The 17835-nt window shown below is 39.4% G+C and carries 13 protein-coding genes and 1 other RNA gene; 4 read left to right on the top strand and 10 right to left on the bottom strand.

Going from position 1 to position 17835, the window contains the following annotated elements:
- Nucleotides 1-40: 40 nt before the first annotated feature.
- Both B9Y87_RS19910 and B9Y87_RS19915 read right to left on the bottom strand, forming a co-directional pair.
- Nucleotides 41-2560: a TonB-dependent receptor gene (locus tag B9Y87_RS19910; protein ID WP_085500722.1), complete on the bottom strand. Its 2520-nt coding sequence runs from the start codon at nucleotides 2558-2560 to the stop codon at nucleotides 41-43.
- The gene (locus B9Y87_RS19915) at nucleotides 2514-4202 is read right to left on the bottom strand and encodes a M23 family metallopeptidase (RefSeq protein ID WP_085500723.1); all 1689 of its coding nucleotides are present in this window, start codon (nucleotides 4200-4202) and stop codon (nucleotides 2514-2516) included. Before B9Y87_RS19915 ends, B9Y87_RS19910 begins: the two co-directional genes overlap by 47 nt.
- A 353-nt stretch (nucleotides 4203-4555) precedes the next feature.
- Here B9Y87_RS19915 and B9Y87_RS19920 point away from each other — a divergent pair, with 353 nt between their 5' ends.
- The 4 genes from B9Y87_RS19920 (at nucleotide 4556) to rny (ending at nucleotide 6942) form a co-directional block, all read left to right on the top strand.
- Nucleotides 4556-4846, top strand: a complete 291-nt coding sequence (locus B9Y87_RS19920) for a hypothetical protein (protein ID WP_085500724.1) — start codon at nucleotides 4556-4558, stop codon at nucleotides 4844-4846.
- 14 nt (nucleotides 4847-4860) lie between these two features.
- Nucleotides 4861-5157 carry a cell division protein ZapA gene (locus B9Y87_RS19925; RefSeq protein ID WP_085500725.1) on the top strand — a complete coding sequence of 99 codons (297 nt, stop codon included), beginning with the start codon at nucleotides 4861-4863 and terminating at the stop codon, nucleotides 5155-5157.
- Nucleotides 5158-5211: 54 nt separating this feature from the next.
- A non-coding RNA gene (gene ssrS, locus B9Y87_RS19930) (6S RNA) lies at nucleotides 5212-5321 on the top strand.
- Between the two features lie 55 nt (nucleotides 5322-5376).
- Entirely contained in the window at nucleotides 5377-6942 is a 1566-nt protein-coding gene (gene rny / locus B9Y87_RS19935; protein ID WP_085500726.1) for a ribonuclease Y, read from the top strand.
- Between the two features lie 127 nt (nucleotides 6943-7069).
- On the opposite strand, the gene B9Y87_RS19940 is transcribed toward rny, so the two are convergent.
- The 8 genes from B9Y87_RS19940 to B9Y87_RS19975 form a co-directional block, all read right to left on the bottom strand.
- Nucleotides 7070-7924, bottom strand: coding sequence for a hypothetical protein (locus B9Y87_RS19940; RefSeq protein ID WP_085500727.1), 855 nt, complete (start codon nucleotides 7922-7924; stop codon nucleotides 7070-7072).
- A 58-nt stretch (nucleotides 7925-7982) separates the two neighbouring features.
- Nucleotides 7983-10181 carry a DUF349 domain-containing protein gene (locus B9Y87_RS19945; protein WP_085500728.1) on the bottom strand — a complete coding sequence of 733 codons (2199 nt, stop codon included), beginning with the start codon at nucleotides 10179-10181 and terminating at the stop codon, nucleotides 7983-7985.
- A gap of 152 nt (nucleotides 10182-10333) precedes the next feature.
- Nucleotides 10334-11086 carry a shikimate dehydrogenase family protein gene (locus tag B9Y87_RS19950; RefSeq protein WP_085500729.1) on the bottom strand — a complete coding sequence of 251 codons (753 nt, stop codon included), beginning with the start codon at nucleotides 11084-11086 and terminating at the stop codon, nucleotides 10334-10336.
- Nucleotides 11064-12077, bottom strand: coding sequence for a DUF368 domain-containing protein (locus B9Y87_RS19955; RefSeq protein ID WP_085500730.1), 1014 nt, complete (start codon nucleotides 12075-12077; stop codon nucleotides 11064-11066). The genes B9Y87_RS19950 and B9Y87_RS19955 overlap by 23 nt, the downstream gene beginning before the upstream one ends.
- Nucleotides 12078-12091: 14 nt before the next feature.
- Nucleotides 12092-13009, bottom strand: coding sequence for a polyprenyl-phosphate transporter (locus B9Y87_RS19960; protein ID WP_085500731.1), 918 nt, complete (start codon nucleotides 13007-13009; stop codon nucleotides 12092-12094).
- Between the two features lie 28 nt (nucleotides 13010-13037).
- Nucleotides 13038-14438, bottom strand: a complete 1401-nt coding sequence (locus B9Y87_RS19965; RefSeq protein WP_085500732.1) for a tetratricopeptide repeat protein — start codon at nucleotides 14436-14438, stop codon at nucleotides 13038-13040.
- 95 nt (nucleotides 14439-14533) lie between these two features.
- Nucleotides 14534-15715 carry an aspartate aminotransferase family protein gene (locus tag B9Y87_RS19970; RefSeq protein ID WP_085500733.1) on the bottom strand — a complete coding sequence of 394 codons (1182 nt, stop codon included), beginning with the start codon at nucleotides 15713-15715 and terminating at the stop codon, nucleotides 14534-14536.
- Between the two features lie 5 nt (nucleotides 15716-15720).
- On the bottom strand, nucleotides 15721-17736 hold the full coding sequence (locus B9Y87_RS19975) for an OstA-like protein (RefSeq protein WP_085500734.1): 2016 nt from the start codon (nucleotides 17734-17736) through the stop codon (nucleotides 15721-15723).
- Between the last annotated feature and the right edge of the window lie 99 nt (nucleotides 17737-17835).

Here is a 17835-nt window from a genome sequence, read left to right on the forward strand (position 1 = left end):
CCCGTGCGCTTGCCCATTTTAAGGTTAACTAAGGTCATTTCTAAAAACGCATCTCAATTTTAATATTAAGGATACGGCCGGTCATAAAATTGGGTACGGCAAATTGTTGTGCGTTTACTAAATCCCTCACCCATGTGTTGGTTATGGAATTTTGATTGTTAAATAAATTAAATATTTCAAAGCCGCCACTCAGATCCTTAAAAATCCGTAAAAAGGCATTTTTGTCATTGGATTTATTGGCTCCCACAAAAATATAGGAAATTCCTAAATCTGCACGCTTATAATCCCTTAATCTATTTTGATACAGGTAGGGATCGGTATAGCTAGGGGAACCTCCGGGCAGGCCTGTGTTGTAAACCAGGTTTAAGTACATTTTAAGGTCCGGTACCTCTGGCATGTAGTCCTGAAAGAGAATGCCTACTTGTAAACGCTGATCCGTTGGCCTCGAAATATATCCCCTTTCATTAATGTTCTCTTCTGTTTTAAGGTAGCCTAAACTAAACCATGACTCCGTACCGGGAACAAAGGCGCCGGTTAGCCTTAATTCAGCCCCGTATGCGTAGGCTTTTGCATTGTTTTGGGCCGCATATCTTATACGGACATCCTCCAAGGTATAGGGATTAACGTGGGTCATTTTTTTCCAATAGGCTTCACCGATCAATGTAAAGGGCCGTTGCCACATTTTAAAGCTGTACTGGTTTCCAAATACAATATGATAGGATTTTTGGGCTTCCACTTCAGGATGAACAGTGCCATTGTTATCCCTTAATTCCCTGTATAGTGGGGGTTGTTGGTAGACTCCCCCAGAGAGTCTGAACAACATATCTTTGCTCCAATTTGGTTTAATTGAAAATTGGGCCCTGGGACTAAATATAGTATGTGCACTGTTTTTCAGGTCATTGCCCTTTACGGCCCAATGGCTGACCCTGGCTCCTATGTTATAATAAATGCTATGCTGCTTCCAAATTCTTCTTTGGCTGTATTGTGCAAATCCGGAGACTTTATGGGAGCTTACGGTATTTCTGGCAAAAATACCCTCATACGGCAGCAGGGGCGCTTCAAAGGGTATTTCGGGTTCATTGCGATTATAACCAGAATTGGGAGGGCGTACCATGTATCCTAAAGAATCCAAGAATTCCGATTCCCTAATTTGGTCCCTAATATCGGTATGTTCATATTTAAGTCCCCATGAAATGGCCTTCCCATCCTTGCTATGAATGCCTTTATGTTCTAAGTTAAAGATTTTTGCATCCAGATCGTTCCTGGCTCTATTATATTGTGTGGCCAATCCATTAAACGAGGTAGGTTCACCTAAAAGATCGTTATCAAGATCAGCGTTTAACTCACTAAGCCGGTATTGTGATATTACATCGGAATATTCTTGTTCCCTATTAAAATATAGGGAGGAAATGAATTTTAAAGTGATTTTGTCATTTACTTGATATTCTGCTTTAAGGGCGTTTAGGTTGGTCCTATACTGGTTTTTTTCACTTCCTGAATAATAGACCGTCAAAGTTTTTATATCGTTCAGTGTTCCAAAATTGGTCTGTCTGGTAAAAGGCTGATTCCTGTAATTGTTGATCGAAATATTTCCCAGATAGCTAATTCGAAATTTGTTGGAAAATAGGTAGGTGGTATATTGTTGAATATCAAAAAAGGAGGGGTCGTAATTGCCGCTGGTGTTCTGGCTATTTACAAGGAGGCTGTTGTCCCTGGACCTGATGCTGCTTAAGGAAGATAATTTCTTGTTTTTGGATACACTTTCCAAGGTTGTCGAAGTACCTAGACGGGTCGCATTTATTTTAAGTCCAAAGGAAACAGGTGTTTTATAGGTGATATCCAAAACAGAGGCAAGTTTGTCCCCATATTTGGCTTGAAAACCTCCTGCGGAAAATTGCAGGTTTCCCACCATATCGCTATTAACAAAACTTAGGCCTTCCTGTTGTCCGGAGCGTATTAGAAAGGGCCTATAAATCTCTATGTCATTGACATACACTAAGTTTTCATCAAAATTGCCCCCCCTTACCATGTACTGGGTACTGAGCTCATTGTTGGAGGATACACCGGGCAAAAGCTTTAAGATGTTCTCCACCCCCGAATTAGGTCCTGGAATATTTCGCACAATATCTGATGAAATAGTTGTAATACCCTCGGCGTGCCTACTGCCCACAGGTGTTACAACAACTTCTGCTATACGTATTGCCTCATTTTTTAAAATCGGGTAAAATTCATAATTCTCATTGGTATTGAGAATGAGATCTTTCAGTACTAGTTTTTGGTTACCTAAATGTGAAAAAGTTATAGTTGTTTCTTGGTCCGCTATAATTTCCAATATATAAAACCCATTTATATCGGAGAAAGTTCCTTGTTTTTTGGATTCAATATGAACATTGGGCAAGGGCTTTTCATTCTCGTCAAAAACCACTCCGGTTATCGTAGCCGTTTGTGCCTCTAGAAGAGTTGCCGAAAAATTTAAAACGACAAAAAAATATAGCTTAAAAAGTCTCAATGTTTCATTTTCTGTAAAATGTACTGGTGAAAGTACTGCTATTACCAACATTATCGGTAACCACCACTTTTAAATCACATTGTTTTTTATCCAATATAAGATCATCAAAATTATAGGTTATGGTACTAGTTTTGGGTTCATATTCCAGAAGTATCCATTCCCCATTAAGGGTTGCATTGTAGGTGTCTATTCCACTTAGGTCGTCCGTAATTTTTAAGCTTAAATAGCTGTAGTTGGTAAGCCACTGTTTGTCTTTGAAATTCTGAGGTCTAATTTGTGGAGCCACCGTGTCTTTTGCCAAGGTATAGGTGCCCAGGTCTCTGGTTCTTGTTGTAAAGGTGCTGCCCCGCTTATAGGTAGAGGAGTAATTTGCTGTTTTATTGTTGTCCAGTCTTCCAATGTACATTTGTTGCCTGTCCTCTTCCGAATATTTTGAAACATCAAAGGTTATGGTGAAGTTTCTATGCGCGGGTACTTTGCTGTTGTGGATCGTAATGGTATCCTGTCCTTTTTTTAAATCTATATAAAAGTTGTCGTAAAACGTATTGGCCGGGAAGTATACTTTTGCTGCGCCCAAATCAAAATTGTTAGGTTTTTTGGCAATAATATAGTGGTCCGTTTGCTCTTCTTTTTTTGGAATTTTAATTTCCTCAAGCTTTCCTTCCACAGGTATGAACAATTTGGTAAGATTTCCGGCAAGATCCTGAATATGGATTTCAACATTATAGGATAAACCCTCACTTACCTCTATTTTTCCATTATTGTAAATGGTCTTGTAGATACCCAAAAGATTGCTGTCGTCCTTAAAGCACTTTTGTATCCTTTCCCGGTAAGTACTGTAATGGTTGTAATCTATCAAAGTGTTTATATATCTGCTTTCCGTAAATGAGAATGTTTCAAAATTAAATTCGGTGTATAATTTTCCATTTACCATTTGCTTTACGGAGTAAACGCCATTTTGATTTGCCGCTAGGTCTTGTCGATCAAATGCATTAATTCCGAATCCAATGGTGCCAAGGGCAGTTACTTTGTCTGCCAGATAGGTACCATCACTTTGTCTATGATATTTTAATTTTATTTTTTCCTGACTCTGATTAACCTGGGCGTTCTCAGAAAGGGGATATACATAAGCATTCAACAAAGTTGGGTCTGTAGCGTCCCTTACTTCCAATCCATGGAGAAGAGGATTCGTAGGCATTTCAGTGGCGCTGTTTCTAATTTCGAAATGTAGATGGGGTCCGGCAGATCCGCCTGTATTTCCGGTGAAGGCAATAAGATCGCCTTTCTGCAACTTAAGCTCCGAAAATTCTGGAAAAATTTCCACTTCAAAAGATTTTTTTTGGTATTGAATTTTCTTAACGTATGCTTCTATTTCGGGCGAAAACTTTTGAAGATGACCGTAGACCGAAGTGTAGCCATTGGGGTGGGCTATATAAAGTCCTTTTCCATAACCCCATTCCGATACTTTTATTCTGGTAACCGTACCCTCGCCAATAGCATATACAGGTAATCCCTGTCGCTGTTGCGTTTTTATGTCTATGCCTGCGTGAAAATGGTTGGAGCGCAATTCTCCAAATGTTCCCGAAAGTACTAGTGGAATATCCAAGGGAGACCGGAAAAAATCCGTAGGATAGGGAGCTTGCCCATAAAAGATTGAGGTAAATAGAAATAATCCTAAGAAAAAGCCTTTCATATTAGTGATAATTGATACGAAAGTAATTAATACCATTCTAATTCAAAAAAAAGTCTGTGTTATATAAATTATAAAAAGGGTCAATTAGTTTTATAAGTGAAACTCAATATTGAGTAGTCAGTAAGACGCATTGAAAATGGCAAGTTAAACTAATACCGCCTTTATCGGCGGAATCTGGGTTCAATACCTCTACCCTTGGGTCGATTCCAATTATTGGGTTCGGGGCTTGCCCTGAGGTTTGATACCTTTTACTAAATTGAAGTTGGAAATATTACTTTAAGAATAAATGAAAAAAGAATTGCTAAGTATAAAGAGGTGTGTTAACTTTGTGTAAAATGCATTGATATTTGCAAATGAGTGAATTGGTAGATATTGTTGATTCTTTAGAAAATAAAATTAGTAAATTGTTGCATAAGCTAGAGCTGTTGCACCATACCAATATAAAATTGGAAGAAGAATTGATTGCTGTAAAAAATGATCATGAGGCTACAAAGGTTTCAGTGAATGAATGGCAGGAAAAATACAATTCACTAAAATTGGCGAGTTCTATGCTGGGCAGTGATACGAATAAGACCGAAGCTAAGCTTAAAATAAACACATTGATTAGGGAGTTGGACCATTGTATTGCCCAACTTTCGGAATAGTGTAAATAAACAATATGGCAGAGAAGCTCAAAATTAAGCTTTCTATAGCAGATAGGGTATATCCCTTAACAATTGATCCTCTTCAGGAGGAGGGCTTAAGAAAGGCCGCTAAGAATATAGAACAGCTGGCAAAGAAATTTGAGCAAAACTATGCCGTTAGGGATAAGCAAGATGTGCTGGCCATGTGCGCACTTCAGTTTGCCTCTAAAATTGAGCAAAAAGGAATAGACCACTCAGAAGGTGTAAAAGAAGCCGCAGAGCGATTAAAAGCACTAAATGTGTTGGTTAGTTCCAAGCTAGGGATGAAATAACGTTCTTTAAAATAAATATAGTTACTGCCCACATTGGTAATTAATTTTTGACAAACTCAACACTAATTTGTTTGAAAAGGGTGAGTTTAGATTGTAAAAGCAGGCCTTACTTGTATAAGGATCCTTGAGCAGTCTGGTAGCCCTAAACCTGTTTATCGGGGTTTGTACAAATCTTCCATCAATGTGGGCTTTTTTTTTAAATAATTTTCAAATATATATATGGATAGTATAGCAATAATTATAGGATTGGTTGGATTGGCAATTGGATTTGCCGTCGCTAAGTTTATGGAAAAGGGGAAGGCCTCCAAAACCATAGCCAGTGCAAAAAAGGAGGCGGCTAATATCATTAAGGAAGCCAATATAGAAGGGGAGAATATTAAGAAGGATAAAATATTTCAGGCCAAGGAAAAGTTTTTGGAACTAAAAGCAGAGCACGAAAAGGTAATAATCAACAAGGACAAAAAGATTTCAGAGGCTGAAAAAAGGACAAGGGATAAAGAATCCCAGGTCAGTAGTGAACTGGCAAAAAGCAAGAAATTAGGAGAACAGCTGGAAGTTAAGCTGAAAGAGGTGGATTATAAGAGTGAATTTCTGGAAAAGAAACAATCTGAACTTGAAAAACTTCACAAAAGCCAGGTACAACAGTTGGAGGTAATTTCGGGACTATCGGCCGAAGAAGCCAAATCGCAATTGTTGGAGTCCCTTAAGGATACGGCAAAATCTGATGCCATGGCTTACATTCAGACTACCGTGGAAGAAGCAAAGCTTACGGCCCAGCAAGAAGCCAAGAAAATTATTATCAATACCATTCAGCGAATTGGTACCGAAGAGGCAGTGGAAAATTGTGTTTCCGTCTTTAATTTGGAATCCGATGATGTAAAAGGTAGGATAATTGGGCGAGAAGGCCGAAATATTAGGGCGTTGGAAGCAGCTACGGGGGTAGAGATCATCGTTGACGATACTCCAGAGGCAATCATCCTTTCCTGTTTCGATTCTGTTCGTAGAGAGGTTGCACGTTTGTCGTTGCACAAGCTGGTAACGGATGGAAGAATCCACCCTGCCCGAATTGAGGAAATCGTAAAAAAGACAGAAAAGCAGATAGAGGAGGAAATTGTTGAAATTGGTAAGCGTACTGTAATCGATTTGGGAATACATGGTCTGCATCCAGAATTGATCAAGGCGGTGGGTAGAATGAAATATCGTTCTTCCTATGGTCAGAACCTTCTTCAACACTCCAGGGAAGTTGCCAAACTATGTGGTGTTATGGCGGCCGAATTGGGAATAAATCCAAAATTGGCCAAGCGTGCCGGACTATTGCATGATATTGGAAAGGTTCCAAACACCGAGGCGGAAGTGGAAACACCACATGCCATTCTTGGTATGCAATGGGCGGAGAAATTTGGAGAAAAACCAGATGTCTGTAACGCCATTGGCGCCCACCATGATGAGATAGAAATGAAAACGCTTATTGCACCAATTGTGCAGGTCTGTGATGCTATTAGCGGTGCAAGACCAGGGGCAAGAAGACAGGTGTTGGATTCATATATTCAGCGATTGAAGGATTTGGAAGATATCGCATTCGGATTTGGAGGTGTTCAAAAAGCTTACGCTATTCAGGCGGGAAGGGAATTAAGGGTTATTGTGGAAAGTGAAAAAGTTAGCGATGACAAGGCGGCTGAACTATCTTTTGAAATTTCCCAAAAAATCCAAACAGATATGACCTATCCTGGTCAGGTAAAAGTTACTGTTATTCGGGAAACTAGAGCGGTAAATGTAGCCAAGTAATATAGTACTTATTTTATAATAGCCTGCCCGATAAATGGTCCATACGTTTATTGGGCAGTTTTTTTGTTGCACTAGTCCGGATTAAATGATATGATGGAGTAGTGCGGGTAGCTTGGGCGTTCTTTTTCTAGTCCTCCTTATAAGGTTTGCTTATGGTCTTGTTTTTATAAATGTCCAGTGCTCTTAGGCCTACTTCGGTCCATTCATCCCAGTTGGTCTGTTGGGATAAATCACTGTATACAGCCTTATCATAAGCCTCCTGCTTTAATAGAAGTTCTTTGTTTACCTCGTTCCCTATGCGCTCCACATTCTTTATCAGGTCCTCAAAACTCTTGATTTCCTGGTGCAATCGTTGAATAAATTTCCTGGCATATAGTTCCGTTATGTCAAAATGCAACTGTTCGTGGTTTAATACCAAAGATTGGTTCTTGATATTTTTAAAATAGGATAGTTCACAATCGAAATAGGTGTCCACTTCCACCATTACGAGGTTTTCTTCCGATTTTACGCTGGTACTATAGCCAAAATAGGTGTTAGTGGCGGCAACATAGAGCTTGCCCAAGGTTGATCCCTTAAAATCACTCACCTTTAATTTTCTATTTGGGCTCCAAAGAATTTCATTTTCAAAAGCCTCGGGATTGGGAACGGAATAGATTCTACCCTTAATTCTATGGCAAGGATTGAAGAGGGCGTTCGGGAGCTTGTGTTTTGTTACAAATATTAAATTACCACCAATGTCCTTAGCTTCTTTTTCTGCCGCCCTTTTAACTTGTTGTAGATTGCAGTCCCCGTTATAGTCATTGTGTTTGGTGGTTATGGTACCGATTAGGAAAGAGTCGTTCAGGTTGGGGTTTTTCTTGGTGATAATAAATATTGAATTGGGTTGCGGTAACCCTAGGGTTGGGGTAATGGAATTTTCTTTAACAATTATTCTAGGGGTGCCACAGCTTGTTAGTGAAATAACAAACCATAAAGCCATCATTGCACTAACCTTATTTCTATTAATGTGCTTATGTTTTAATTGTTAAGATTATTGAGGTCTATTCTTCGTCATCGGAGGATTCTTCCTCGTTTTCCGCTTCTTCTGCCTCTTTTATCAAATTATTTTCCAGAATGTTGAGCTTCTTGAGTTTGGCTTTCCAAGTGGCCAACGACTCCTTGTGGTTATTTATGTTTTTAATTACTTCTTTTACCAGGGGATTATCCTCGGAAGCGTTGGAAAAGAACTGAAGATTATTTTCCAATTGTCGAATTTCACTCTTGCTTTCGTCTATTTTTCTTCTGATAAAAGTACGTTCATTGGAGATGGCGTAGTCATTGTCATTGTTGGCCAACTGTTGAATCTTATTGCCGTATTTCAACAGTTCCGCTTCCTGTCTATTGACATCCAGTTTTTTGAAAAGTGCATCGAGTATTTTGTTGAACTTGGAGTTTATACTCTTTTTGTTGAAAGGTACCCTGCCAGCCTCTTTCCATTCAGAAATGAACTCCTTAATATCCGCTAAATCTTTACTCTTGTCACCACTTAACTGAAAACTCTTTAAATTTTCCAGGCAGGCATTTTTCTTCTCAAAATTATCTATTTCCTCTTTGTGGGCTTCATTTTTTAAGGCGTGTAAACGGTCAAAATAATGGTTGCAGGCAGTTTTGAATTCCTTCCATATTTTGTCCGAGTATTTTCTGGGAACGTGTCCAATCTTTTTCCATTCGTTCTGTATTCTTTTCATTTCCTGGGTAGTGGTATCCCACTCTTCACTATCCTTTAATGAAATGGCAAGCTCCAACAGTGCCCTTTTTTTATCGAGATTGGCTTGTTGGTCTTTTTTTAGATTCTTGTAATAGTTGTTTTTGTTTCTGTTAAAATCGCGTACAGCCTCCTTAAAACTTGCCCAAGTCTTCTCATTTACTTTTTGAGGTACTTTTCCCGCTTTAAAGAAAGAATCGCGCAATTTTTCCACTTCCTTTATTTGCTGTTGCAATTCTTTGTGACTCGATGCAATATGGGTGGCTATTGAACTTATGGCCTGGATAATCCCATTTTTCTTTTCCAGGTTTTGTTCATAGACCTTTTCCAGATCTTTATAGTAATCCTGTCGTCTTTGGTGCAGCAATTTGGTGGCATTGCTAAAACGGTCCCAAATCTCCTCCCTGTGCTCTTTGCCAACGGGGCCAATATCTTCCTTCCAGATTTTATGCAGGGTCTGAAGTTCTTGAAATGCCTTGTTTAAATCCTCCATTTGGACCAACTCTTCCGCCCTCTGGACTATCTTTAGTTTTTCCTCATAGTTGTGCTTAAAATCCAGATCCCTTAGCTCTCTATTGAGATGGAGGAAGTCGTAAAATATTTCAATATGATGGTGGTAGGTACGCCACACATCATTGTAATTTGCACGTGGAATTGGGCCGGCATTTTTCCAGCGTTCCTGAAGATCTTTAAAGTTTTTATAGGTGGTATTTATATCCTCTTCAACGTTGACCAAGGCCTTAAGTTCATTGATGATTTCCAGCCTTTGTGCAAGATTGGATTTAAGTCCCTGTTCCAGGTTTTTATAGTAGCTGTTTCTTTTTTCCCGGTAATCCGAATACACTTCATTGAACTGTCTTTTGGTAACCGAATTGTAACGGAAATCTATTTCGTTTCCACCACTATTTACAAAATCCTCCTTTTTTTCGTCTATGAACTCCTGAAACTTCTGGTCAAACTCATATTTAATGCCATCAACATGCTTTTTAATGGCCTGTACCTTTTCGTTCCTTACCAGTCGCTGAAGTTCACCTACCAAGTTCTCCATAGACATAGCGTGGTAATCCGGCATGGGGATATGGTGCCGCTGATGGTTGTCCGAATCTTCGGCATCCTCAGCGTTGGATTCATCTATTTCTTCCAAGACATCTTCCTCCTTGCCCTCCGTTGTTTCTGTGGCATTTTCATTGTTCACAACATTTTCCGCAATCTCTTCGGAAGATGTTTTTTCTTCATTGGATGATACTTTTTCCGAGGTTTCTTTGGATGAAATTTCTTCCGACTTCTCTTTGTCCTTGGTTTCAGAATCGTTGGATGCCCTTTTGTCTTCGGCTACTTCCTTGGGGCTGTTTTCGGTATCGCTTTCAATGTCATGGGAAATTGGACCGGATTTTGTTCCTGTCTCAGTCTCCGAATTATTTATTGCTTCGGTATTTCCTGAAGTTTCCTCTGTACCTACATTATTCTGTTGGTTGTCTTCTTTATCTTCTAACATTTTATTAATGTTTATAGCTTTCTAAATGTAATGTACGGAAATATAATTACATCCGTCTATATATCAAAGGTAATGAAACTTCTTTTTAAGGACTTTTTATAGAAGGGATTCCTGTATTTTCATGGTTTTAAGGGGCCTAATAGCTTCTTATGCTAGGAATTCCATATCTCCCAAGATTTTTCTGCCTGGAATTTGAGCATGTTGGAGCCGTTGCTTATTTTTCCGCCTTGCTGCTCACCTGCCAGCAAAAATGCTGTTTTTTCCGGGTTGTAGATAAGATCGAAAAGCAAATGTTGATCAGTAATAAAGTTGTAAGGAAGGTCGGGTTTGTCACTTATATTAGGGTAAGTGCCTAATGGGGTACAATTTACAATTACCGTATGGTCCGTTAACACCTCCTTGTTAAGTTCCGTGTAATTGAGCTGCCCCTCTTTTGGACTTCTTGAGACAAATTTATAGGATATTCCCAATTTGTTAAGCACAAATGCCACTGCTTTGGAAGCACCACCGGTACCCAGGATAAGCGCTTTTTTGTGGTGTACCCGTAGATGGGGTTCAATAGATTTTTGAAAACCATAGGCGTCCGTATTGAAACCTATTGTTTGTTGCCCAATTATTTTTATAGTGTTCACGGCCCCAATAGCCTGGGCTTCCGGGTCTATTTTCGATAAGAAGGGCATAACCTGTTCTTTGTAGGGGATAGTTACGTTAAAGCCTTTGATATTGCTGTTTTGTTCCAATAGGCCCTTAAACTGGTCAATATGATCGAAATCAAAATTCTCGTACGAATGCCTTTCCAGTCCCATTTCAGAGAATTTCTTGGTAAAATAACCTCTTGAAAATGAATAGGAAATATTTTTTCCTATTAATCCAAATCTAATTTTATCGCTTTCTGTTTTTTCCATACCAGTCTAATCCTAATAAAATTAATATACCAAAAAAAATAAAAAATATGGCCCACCAAGTTTCTGAAGATCCCAAATTTGGTAAGAATCGCTCATAGTTTTTAATTATCGGGTTATGGTTGGTGTCCAAGAGCAAATTGCCGTTGATATCCGTTTTGAATAAAGTGCGTTTCCAGGGCCATACCACTCCCAATGAGCCCGTGATAAATCCTATGATCACGGCTGTTGTTAAATTCCTGTAATGTTTTAGTACGTAGGTCAATAGGTGGGAAAGGGTCACCAATCCCGCAGCAGATCCTACAGTGAATACCGCTAGGATTTTTAAGGTATTGAGACGTGTCGTGTTTTTAATAAAACTGAAGTCGCCCGTTAAGATTTCTGAAAAGGTATCGTATAGTGCGTTTACGGAATCTACCAACAGGAGTACATAATTGCCTAGGAGAATCAATATAAAAGAACCTGATAATCCTGGCAAGGTCATGCCGGAGACACTGATAATACCACAGAAAAAGATAAAGACCAGATTGTCGTTCTGCGTAGCGGGATTAAGGAAGCTTATGGATATACCTATGATTAATCCTATTATTCCTGCTGGAATGGTCTTTTTTCCCCAATGCCCAAAGTCTTTTCCTATATAGTAAATGGAGCCCAATATCATTCCAAAAAAGGCAGACCAAACATAGAGTTCATTTCTTTCCAAAAAATAATCCAAAATTTTGGAGACACTGAAATAACTCACCAACATGCCAAAAATAAGGAGGGTTAAGAACTGGCCGTTGGTGTAGCGATAGAAACTTTTTAGCCTTCCACTAAGCAAGAGTTTAAAGGCTTTTCCGTTTACCTTTTGAAGGGAATAGATAAACTCTTCATAAAATCCGCCTACAAAAGCCACTATACCCCCTGAAACACCAGGAACTTTGTTGGCCGCTCCCATAAATAAGCCCTTGATTACAAGGAAAAATTTATCCGTGAACGTTCTGGGGTTTTTCATTTGGGGTTGGGAGTTTATTTTTTAGCGGCCAATTTTTCCAGTATAAAAATAAGGGAAAAACCGAGTAAAGCGAGAATGATCGCACTTATTAATTGCGGATCGCCGTCAAAGGAAAATGGAGAGATATTCTGCTCTTTGATGGCAATTATTTTTTCCCCGAACATTTTGGTCTCCAGGACTTCTTTCCAAGGCCATATCTTATTTAATGAACCTAAAATAAATCCTGTCAAGAGTGCCAAGGTAAGGTTTTTGTAATGTGTAAACATCCATTTTAGAAGTTTTGCGAAGCTCAGCAGGCCAAAAATGGCACCGAGGCCAACGGTAATTACAATTTTAAGATCTCTTTCGTGAACTGCATCCAGTACCGTTTTATACGATCCCAGTAGCACTAGAATAAACGCTCCGGATATCCCGGGTAAAATCATGGCACATATGGCCAGAGCCCCGGATAAAAATAAATAGGGGAGTGATGCCGAATTTTCTGAAGGGGGCAACTTTGTAATATAAAAGGCTATGGTGGCGCCCAGGATCAATATAATTATAGCTGCCAAATTCCATTTTTTTATTTCCTTGCCCACCAAAATAATACTGGCCACCACCAGGCCAAAGAAAAAGGACCATAGGGGTACGGGTTTGTTCTCCATTAACCAGCTAATGAGTTTGGCCAGGGAAAGGACACTTATACCGATGCCAAGAAGAAGCGCAAGTAAAAAGTTGCCGTTAAGTTTGGTCCAAAAGGCCTTTATTCCTTCTTTTCTTAATGTATTTAAAAGCGAAACGTTGACGTTGTTAATGCTGGTGATAAGTTCTTCGTATATCCCGGAGATAAATGCTATGGTGCCTCCAGAAACACCTGGCACAACATCGGCAGCACCCATTGCCATGCCTTTTAATAAAATAACAATGTAAGATAAAAGATTGCGATTTTCCATATAAGATAAAAAAACAAAAATAGTTTATTTATCTGGAAGCTTTTTTCACATCCTCAATTAAGTTTTGAGCCCATTCCGTATTGAAGAATTGGGGAAATTCGTCCTCAAATAAGTGTAGTTGGTCAAGATCTATTTTAAGGGCATTGATCAATCTGTATTGGGCTCTGGGGAAATCGCTGATCAGCAGGTAAAATCCTGCCATTTTATATTGCATTTCACATCGCTGTGGATAAAATTCATGTCCTTGAAGCAATATTTCTATGGCCGCATGAACGTCCAGGTTCTGTACTGCTACATCCGCCCAATGAAACCAAGTGTCAAATTCATAATTTCCTAGGTCTACCGCTTGTTGATAAGCGTAGTAGGCCTCGTCATTATTTTTTAAAGCGGCATGGATCTTTCCGCATTTTTTCCAGTACTTGGAATTTTCCCCATCAATGTTTATAGCTTTATTGATATAGTAGAGTGCTTTTTTATAATCTTCCTGCCTAATGTAATAATCTGTAATTGCCAACCATCCCTTATCCAATAATGGATCTTCATGTACCGTCCTATAATAATAGGATTTGGCCAATTCATCGTTCTTTAGTTTTTCATGACATCTTCCAATCCTTAAATAAGCATGGGAGGTAGGGTCTTCAATGGCAATGGTGGTCTCATAATTTTCGATGGCCTCGTTGAATTTGCCCATTTTTTCCAAAACTTTCCCTTTTTCAAAATAAGCCCCAATAAAAGTGTCATCGGAAATAATGGCAAAGTCAAAAGCGGTAAGGGCCTCCTTGTGCATCTTTTTCGTAAAATACATTTTGCCCAATTGGTGCCAAGCCACCTCACTGTACGGGTTACGTTCAAGGTAATCATTTAGGTAAACGATGGCTCCGTCGTAATCCTCAAGAAATTCAAAACAATAGATAACATTGTAAAGTGATGAATAATCTTCCTCGTCAAAGGATACACACATCATGAAATTTTGTTTGGCATCCTCAAAATTATCCATGAACAGATATTCCATTCCAAGTAAGGAATGGATGTCAAAACTGTCTTCGGTTAAATTTAAAGCATGGGTCAAAAGAGAGACCGCGGCTTCGTGATTGTCTTTTTTGGAATAAATATTGGCTCTTTGGATGTATATTTCCTCGTTATTGCCGTCTATGACCTGTAACTCATCCAACATCTTCTCGGCCAATTCCAGATTGTTTTCGAAAACAAGTACTTCAATGGACAATAACTTTAATTCTATGCTGTCTGGATGCTGTTGCAGCCCAATTTTAATGGCTTTTTTGGCCAATGCGATTTTACCGTTATTCAGGTAGTGGTGAATAATATCTTGAAAATCCTCCGCGTCAAAGAAGTAGACATCGTCGGTCTTGAGCATGGATTCAAACTTAGCAATGGGTTGCCCTGGTCTCTCGTTTGGTTCTAACGCCATAGGAACTTCTAATTATTCATTGGAACTAAAGTAATCTTTTGAAACCCTTAATTCCGACAGATTTGGTCTATTATATTAACAAATTAGTTAACAATTTATTGTTTAAGGCCGTCCAACACCTCCAAAATCAGCGCACATCCCAGTCTAATTTCTTGATTGCTAATGGTCAATGGTGGTGATATACGAATTGCATTCGGTTCAAAAAGGAGCCAAAATAATATGAGGCCTTCCTCGGCACATTTAAGGATGGCCTCATTGGCCACTTCGGGTTTTTCCATTATCAATGCCAACATTAATCCTTTACCTCGAATTTCCTTTATGGATGGATGTTGCAAAAGTTTTCTAAAAAGGGCTTCCTTTTCCAAGGATTCCTCTATTAGGCTGCTTTCCGTTATTTCCTGTAAAGTGGCAAGACAGGCCGCAGCAATTACAGGATTGCCTCCAAAGGTGGTAATATGACCAAGCTTGGGGTTTTCTGTTAGAGTTTGCATCATCTCGTGGGAAGCCACAAATGCACCTACCGGCATGCCGCCGGCCATTCCCTTTCCGATCACCAAAATATCTGGAGTACAATCGAAATGTTCAAAAGCAAATAATTTTCCCGTTCGTCCAAAGCCCGGCTGGATCTCATCCAATATTAACATCGCACCCACGGCTGTACAACGCTCCCTTACTTTTTTTAAATAACCGTTCTCCGGTAATATAAAACCCGCACCTCCTTGTATTGTTTCCAACACAACTGCGGCGGTTCTTTCCGTAATTTTTAATAGATCTTCTTCGGAATTAAATTGAATAAAATCAACATCTGGGATTAGTGGCCTAAAAGCTCTTTTGCGCTCTTCATATCCCATAATACTTAAACTTCCCATGGTATTTCCATGGTAGGCATTCCTTGCAGATAAAATTTGGCTTCTTCCCGTGAACCTTCTAGCCAATTTCAATGCGCCTTCTATAGCCTCTGTACCTGAATTTACCAAATAAGTGGTTTCCAAAGTTACTGGAAGTAAGCTTGCTAGCAGCTTGGTATAGACAACGGCTGGCTCCTGGATATACTCGCCGTATACCATGACATGCATATATTTTTGCACTTGATCCTGAATGGCAGCGACTACTCTTGGGTGACAATGTCCCAAACTGCAAGCGGATACTCCCGCAACAAAATCGAGATGTGCCTTTCCTGTAATGTCGTAAATATAGCTTCCCTTGGCATGTGAAATTTCCAAAGCCAAAGGATATGCGGAAGTTTGTGCCTGGTACTTATAATAATCGTCTTTCATTTGTTCTATTTGTCAAGGACCCTAAAAATCCAGGTGTCGTCCAAATATTTACCGTTGAAATTGCTGTTTCGGGATTGGAGCGCTTCTTCCCAAGTGTTGTAGCGTTCTAAATATACGTAGTGGTATTGATTGAAGTTTCGTAGAAAGTGTTGGGGCTCCAAACCTTTTTTTGTTAGGCTTTTCATGAATTTCTCATAATTTTCCTTTACTTCAAAAACGTTCGCTATTAAATAGTAACCTGGATCCAAGCCGTTCTCTTTAGCGCCCTCCTCATAACGCACGCCTGTTTTTATTTCAGAAACGCTGGGCTTGGGCTCTTTTTGCTGTGGGTCTTTTTTGGTTGGTTCTAATTTTTTCAAGGGATTGGGAGGTAATAACTTGGAAGTATTTATGGAATCGCGTTTCCTTTGGTCCTCCAAGGCCTCCTCTGGTTCCACGTCCAAATCTATAGGGTTGTCCACCCCTCTTATGGTGACCAGTTTAATGTTGTTGTCGTCCTCGTCAAAAATATCGTCCTTGGTCATAATTCTTTCCTTGCCACGCCAAATAAAACCTTTAAGCAGCCTACTGTTTTCTGGAAGTTCCTTTTCGGGGAATATATCTCCATCGGGCATGGTGATAAAAGTAATATCCTCTATCTCATTATTGGCTAGGGTCATTCTAATAGCACTGCATATGGTCTTGTCGATTCCAATTAGTTCCTGGTCATCATTATACATATAATAGATGACCTCGGTATTCTTTACGAGGTCAATAAGACTTAGTTTGTTGTCTATGAATTTCCCGAATAGGTCCTTTCCCTTGGCCTGATTGTAGCCTACTTTGCCCACCGTATCCAAAGAAATTATAAAGGCATTGTTGATGACTTTTAAGGAGTCCAATTTTTCGGTTTCCAAGTTGGACAATAAATGGATACTGTCTCCGGTCATCTGATTTTCTCCGTTCCAGATAATAGGATTGGTTATTAATTCGGTAATACCGGTTTTTTGGTTAAAATGGATGGAATCGCACTTGCCACTTAAATCGGTCTTATAAAATTTCGCATTCCTGAACGCCCTTAGAATACGTTGTTCCGGTTTGCCAGTGATCATTAGGGTGTCGCCGTGCATATATAGGGAATCCTGTTCTACCAGATTGATAGATACGGCCCTTTTGGTGGCGAAAACGGAATCCTTGGCCTTATATACTTCAGCATAGTGCGCCCTTATCAATCCGTTGTTTATGGTATCCCTTATAGTAATATTGTTGGTAGCCGATGCAAATTCGGTCTTTTTGTCAAAATATAGACTGTCTCCGGTAATAATACGGTTATTGTAGTCTATACGGGTATTTTTAATTCCGTATCCGTTTTCAATTTTAGTGTCATAGAATCCACGTTCGCAATACATTTTATAGGTTTCCCCGGTAATGGTGGACGCACCGTACAAATAGGCATTTTTGGACTCGGTATAATAATCCAATTGTTTGGATTCCAAATTGAATTCTGGGTTCACAAGGTTTACACTTTGCAGGAACTGGGATTTTTTAAGTTGTGTAAAGTAGCGCCCAATTTTACTGGTAAGGGTATTGGAGGAATCAACTACGGTGCCGTTATGTTCATAGTAAGCCTCTTGTTTTTCCCTGTCGAACCGTAAGGTGTCCGTGGTAAGTGTCATGCTGGTATGGTTCAATACTACATTTTCCCATGCCTTTGCCAGGTTTAGATTGCCATCGTAATCTATTTTTCCACTTGTAAGTTGTACGGAATCACCCTGTTGAAGTTTAATATTCCCAATGGCCTTGAGTCTATTTTCTTTTTGGTAATATATGGCAATGTCGCACCATAAATCCGCGCCGGCATGCTCCATTTGCACTTGTTGACCATCCTTGCTAAAGATGGCGGCCCCGGGATATTGTTTTTCATCCTTGGTGAAAGTACCTCCATAAACAATGTTGATTTGTTTAACCTCTGTCTGGGGCTCCTGTGACCGGCCGCTCCAACAAATGCATAGGGTTAAGAATAAAAATACGGACTTGAGCAATGTTTAAAATTTTGGTCAAAAATAGTATATTTTGGGGGAGGATAATATAGTTTGGGATAGTTTTAGTAAAATGCCATTAACAAAAAAGCCATCTTAAAA

This window comes from Arenibacter troitsensis (assembly GCF_900177645.1).
GTDB lineage: Bacteria > Bacteroidota > Bacteroidia > Flavobacteriales > Flavobacteriaceae > Arenibacter > Arenibacter troitsensis.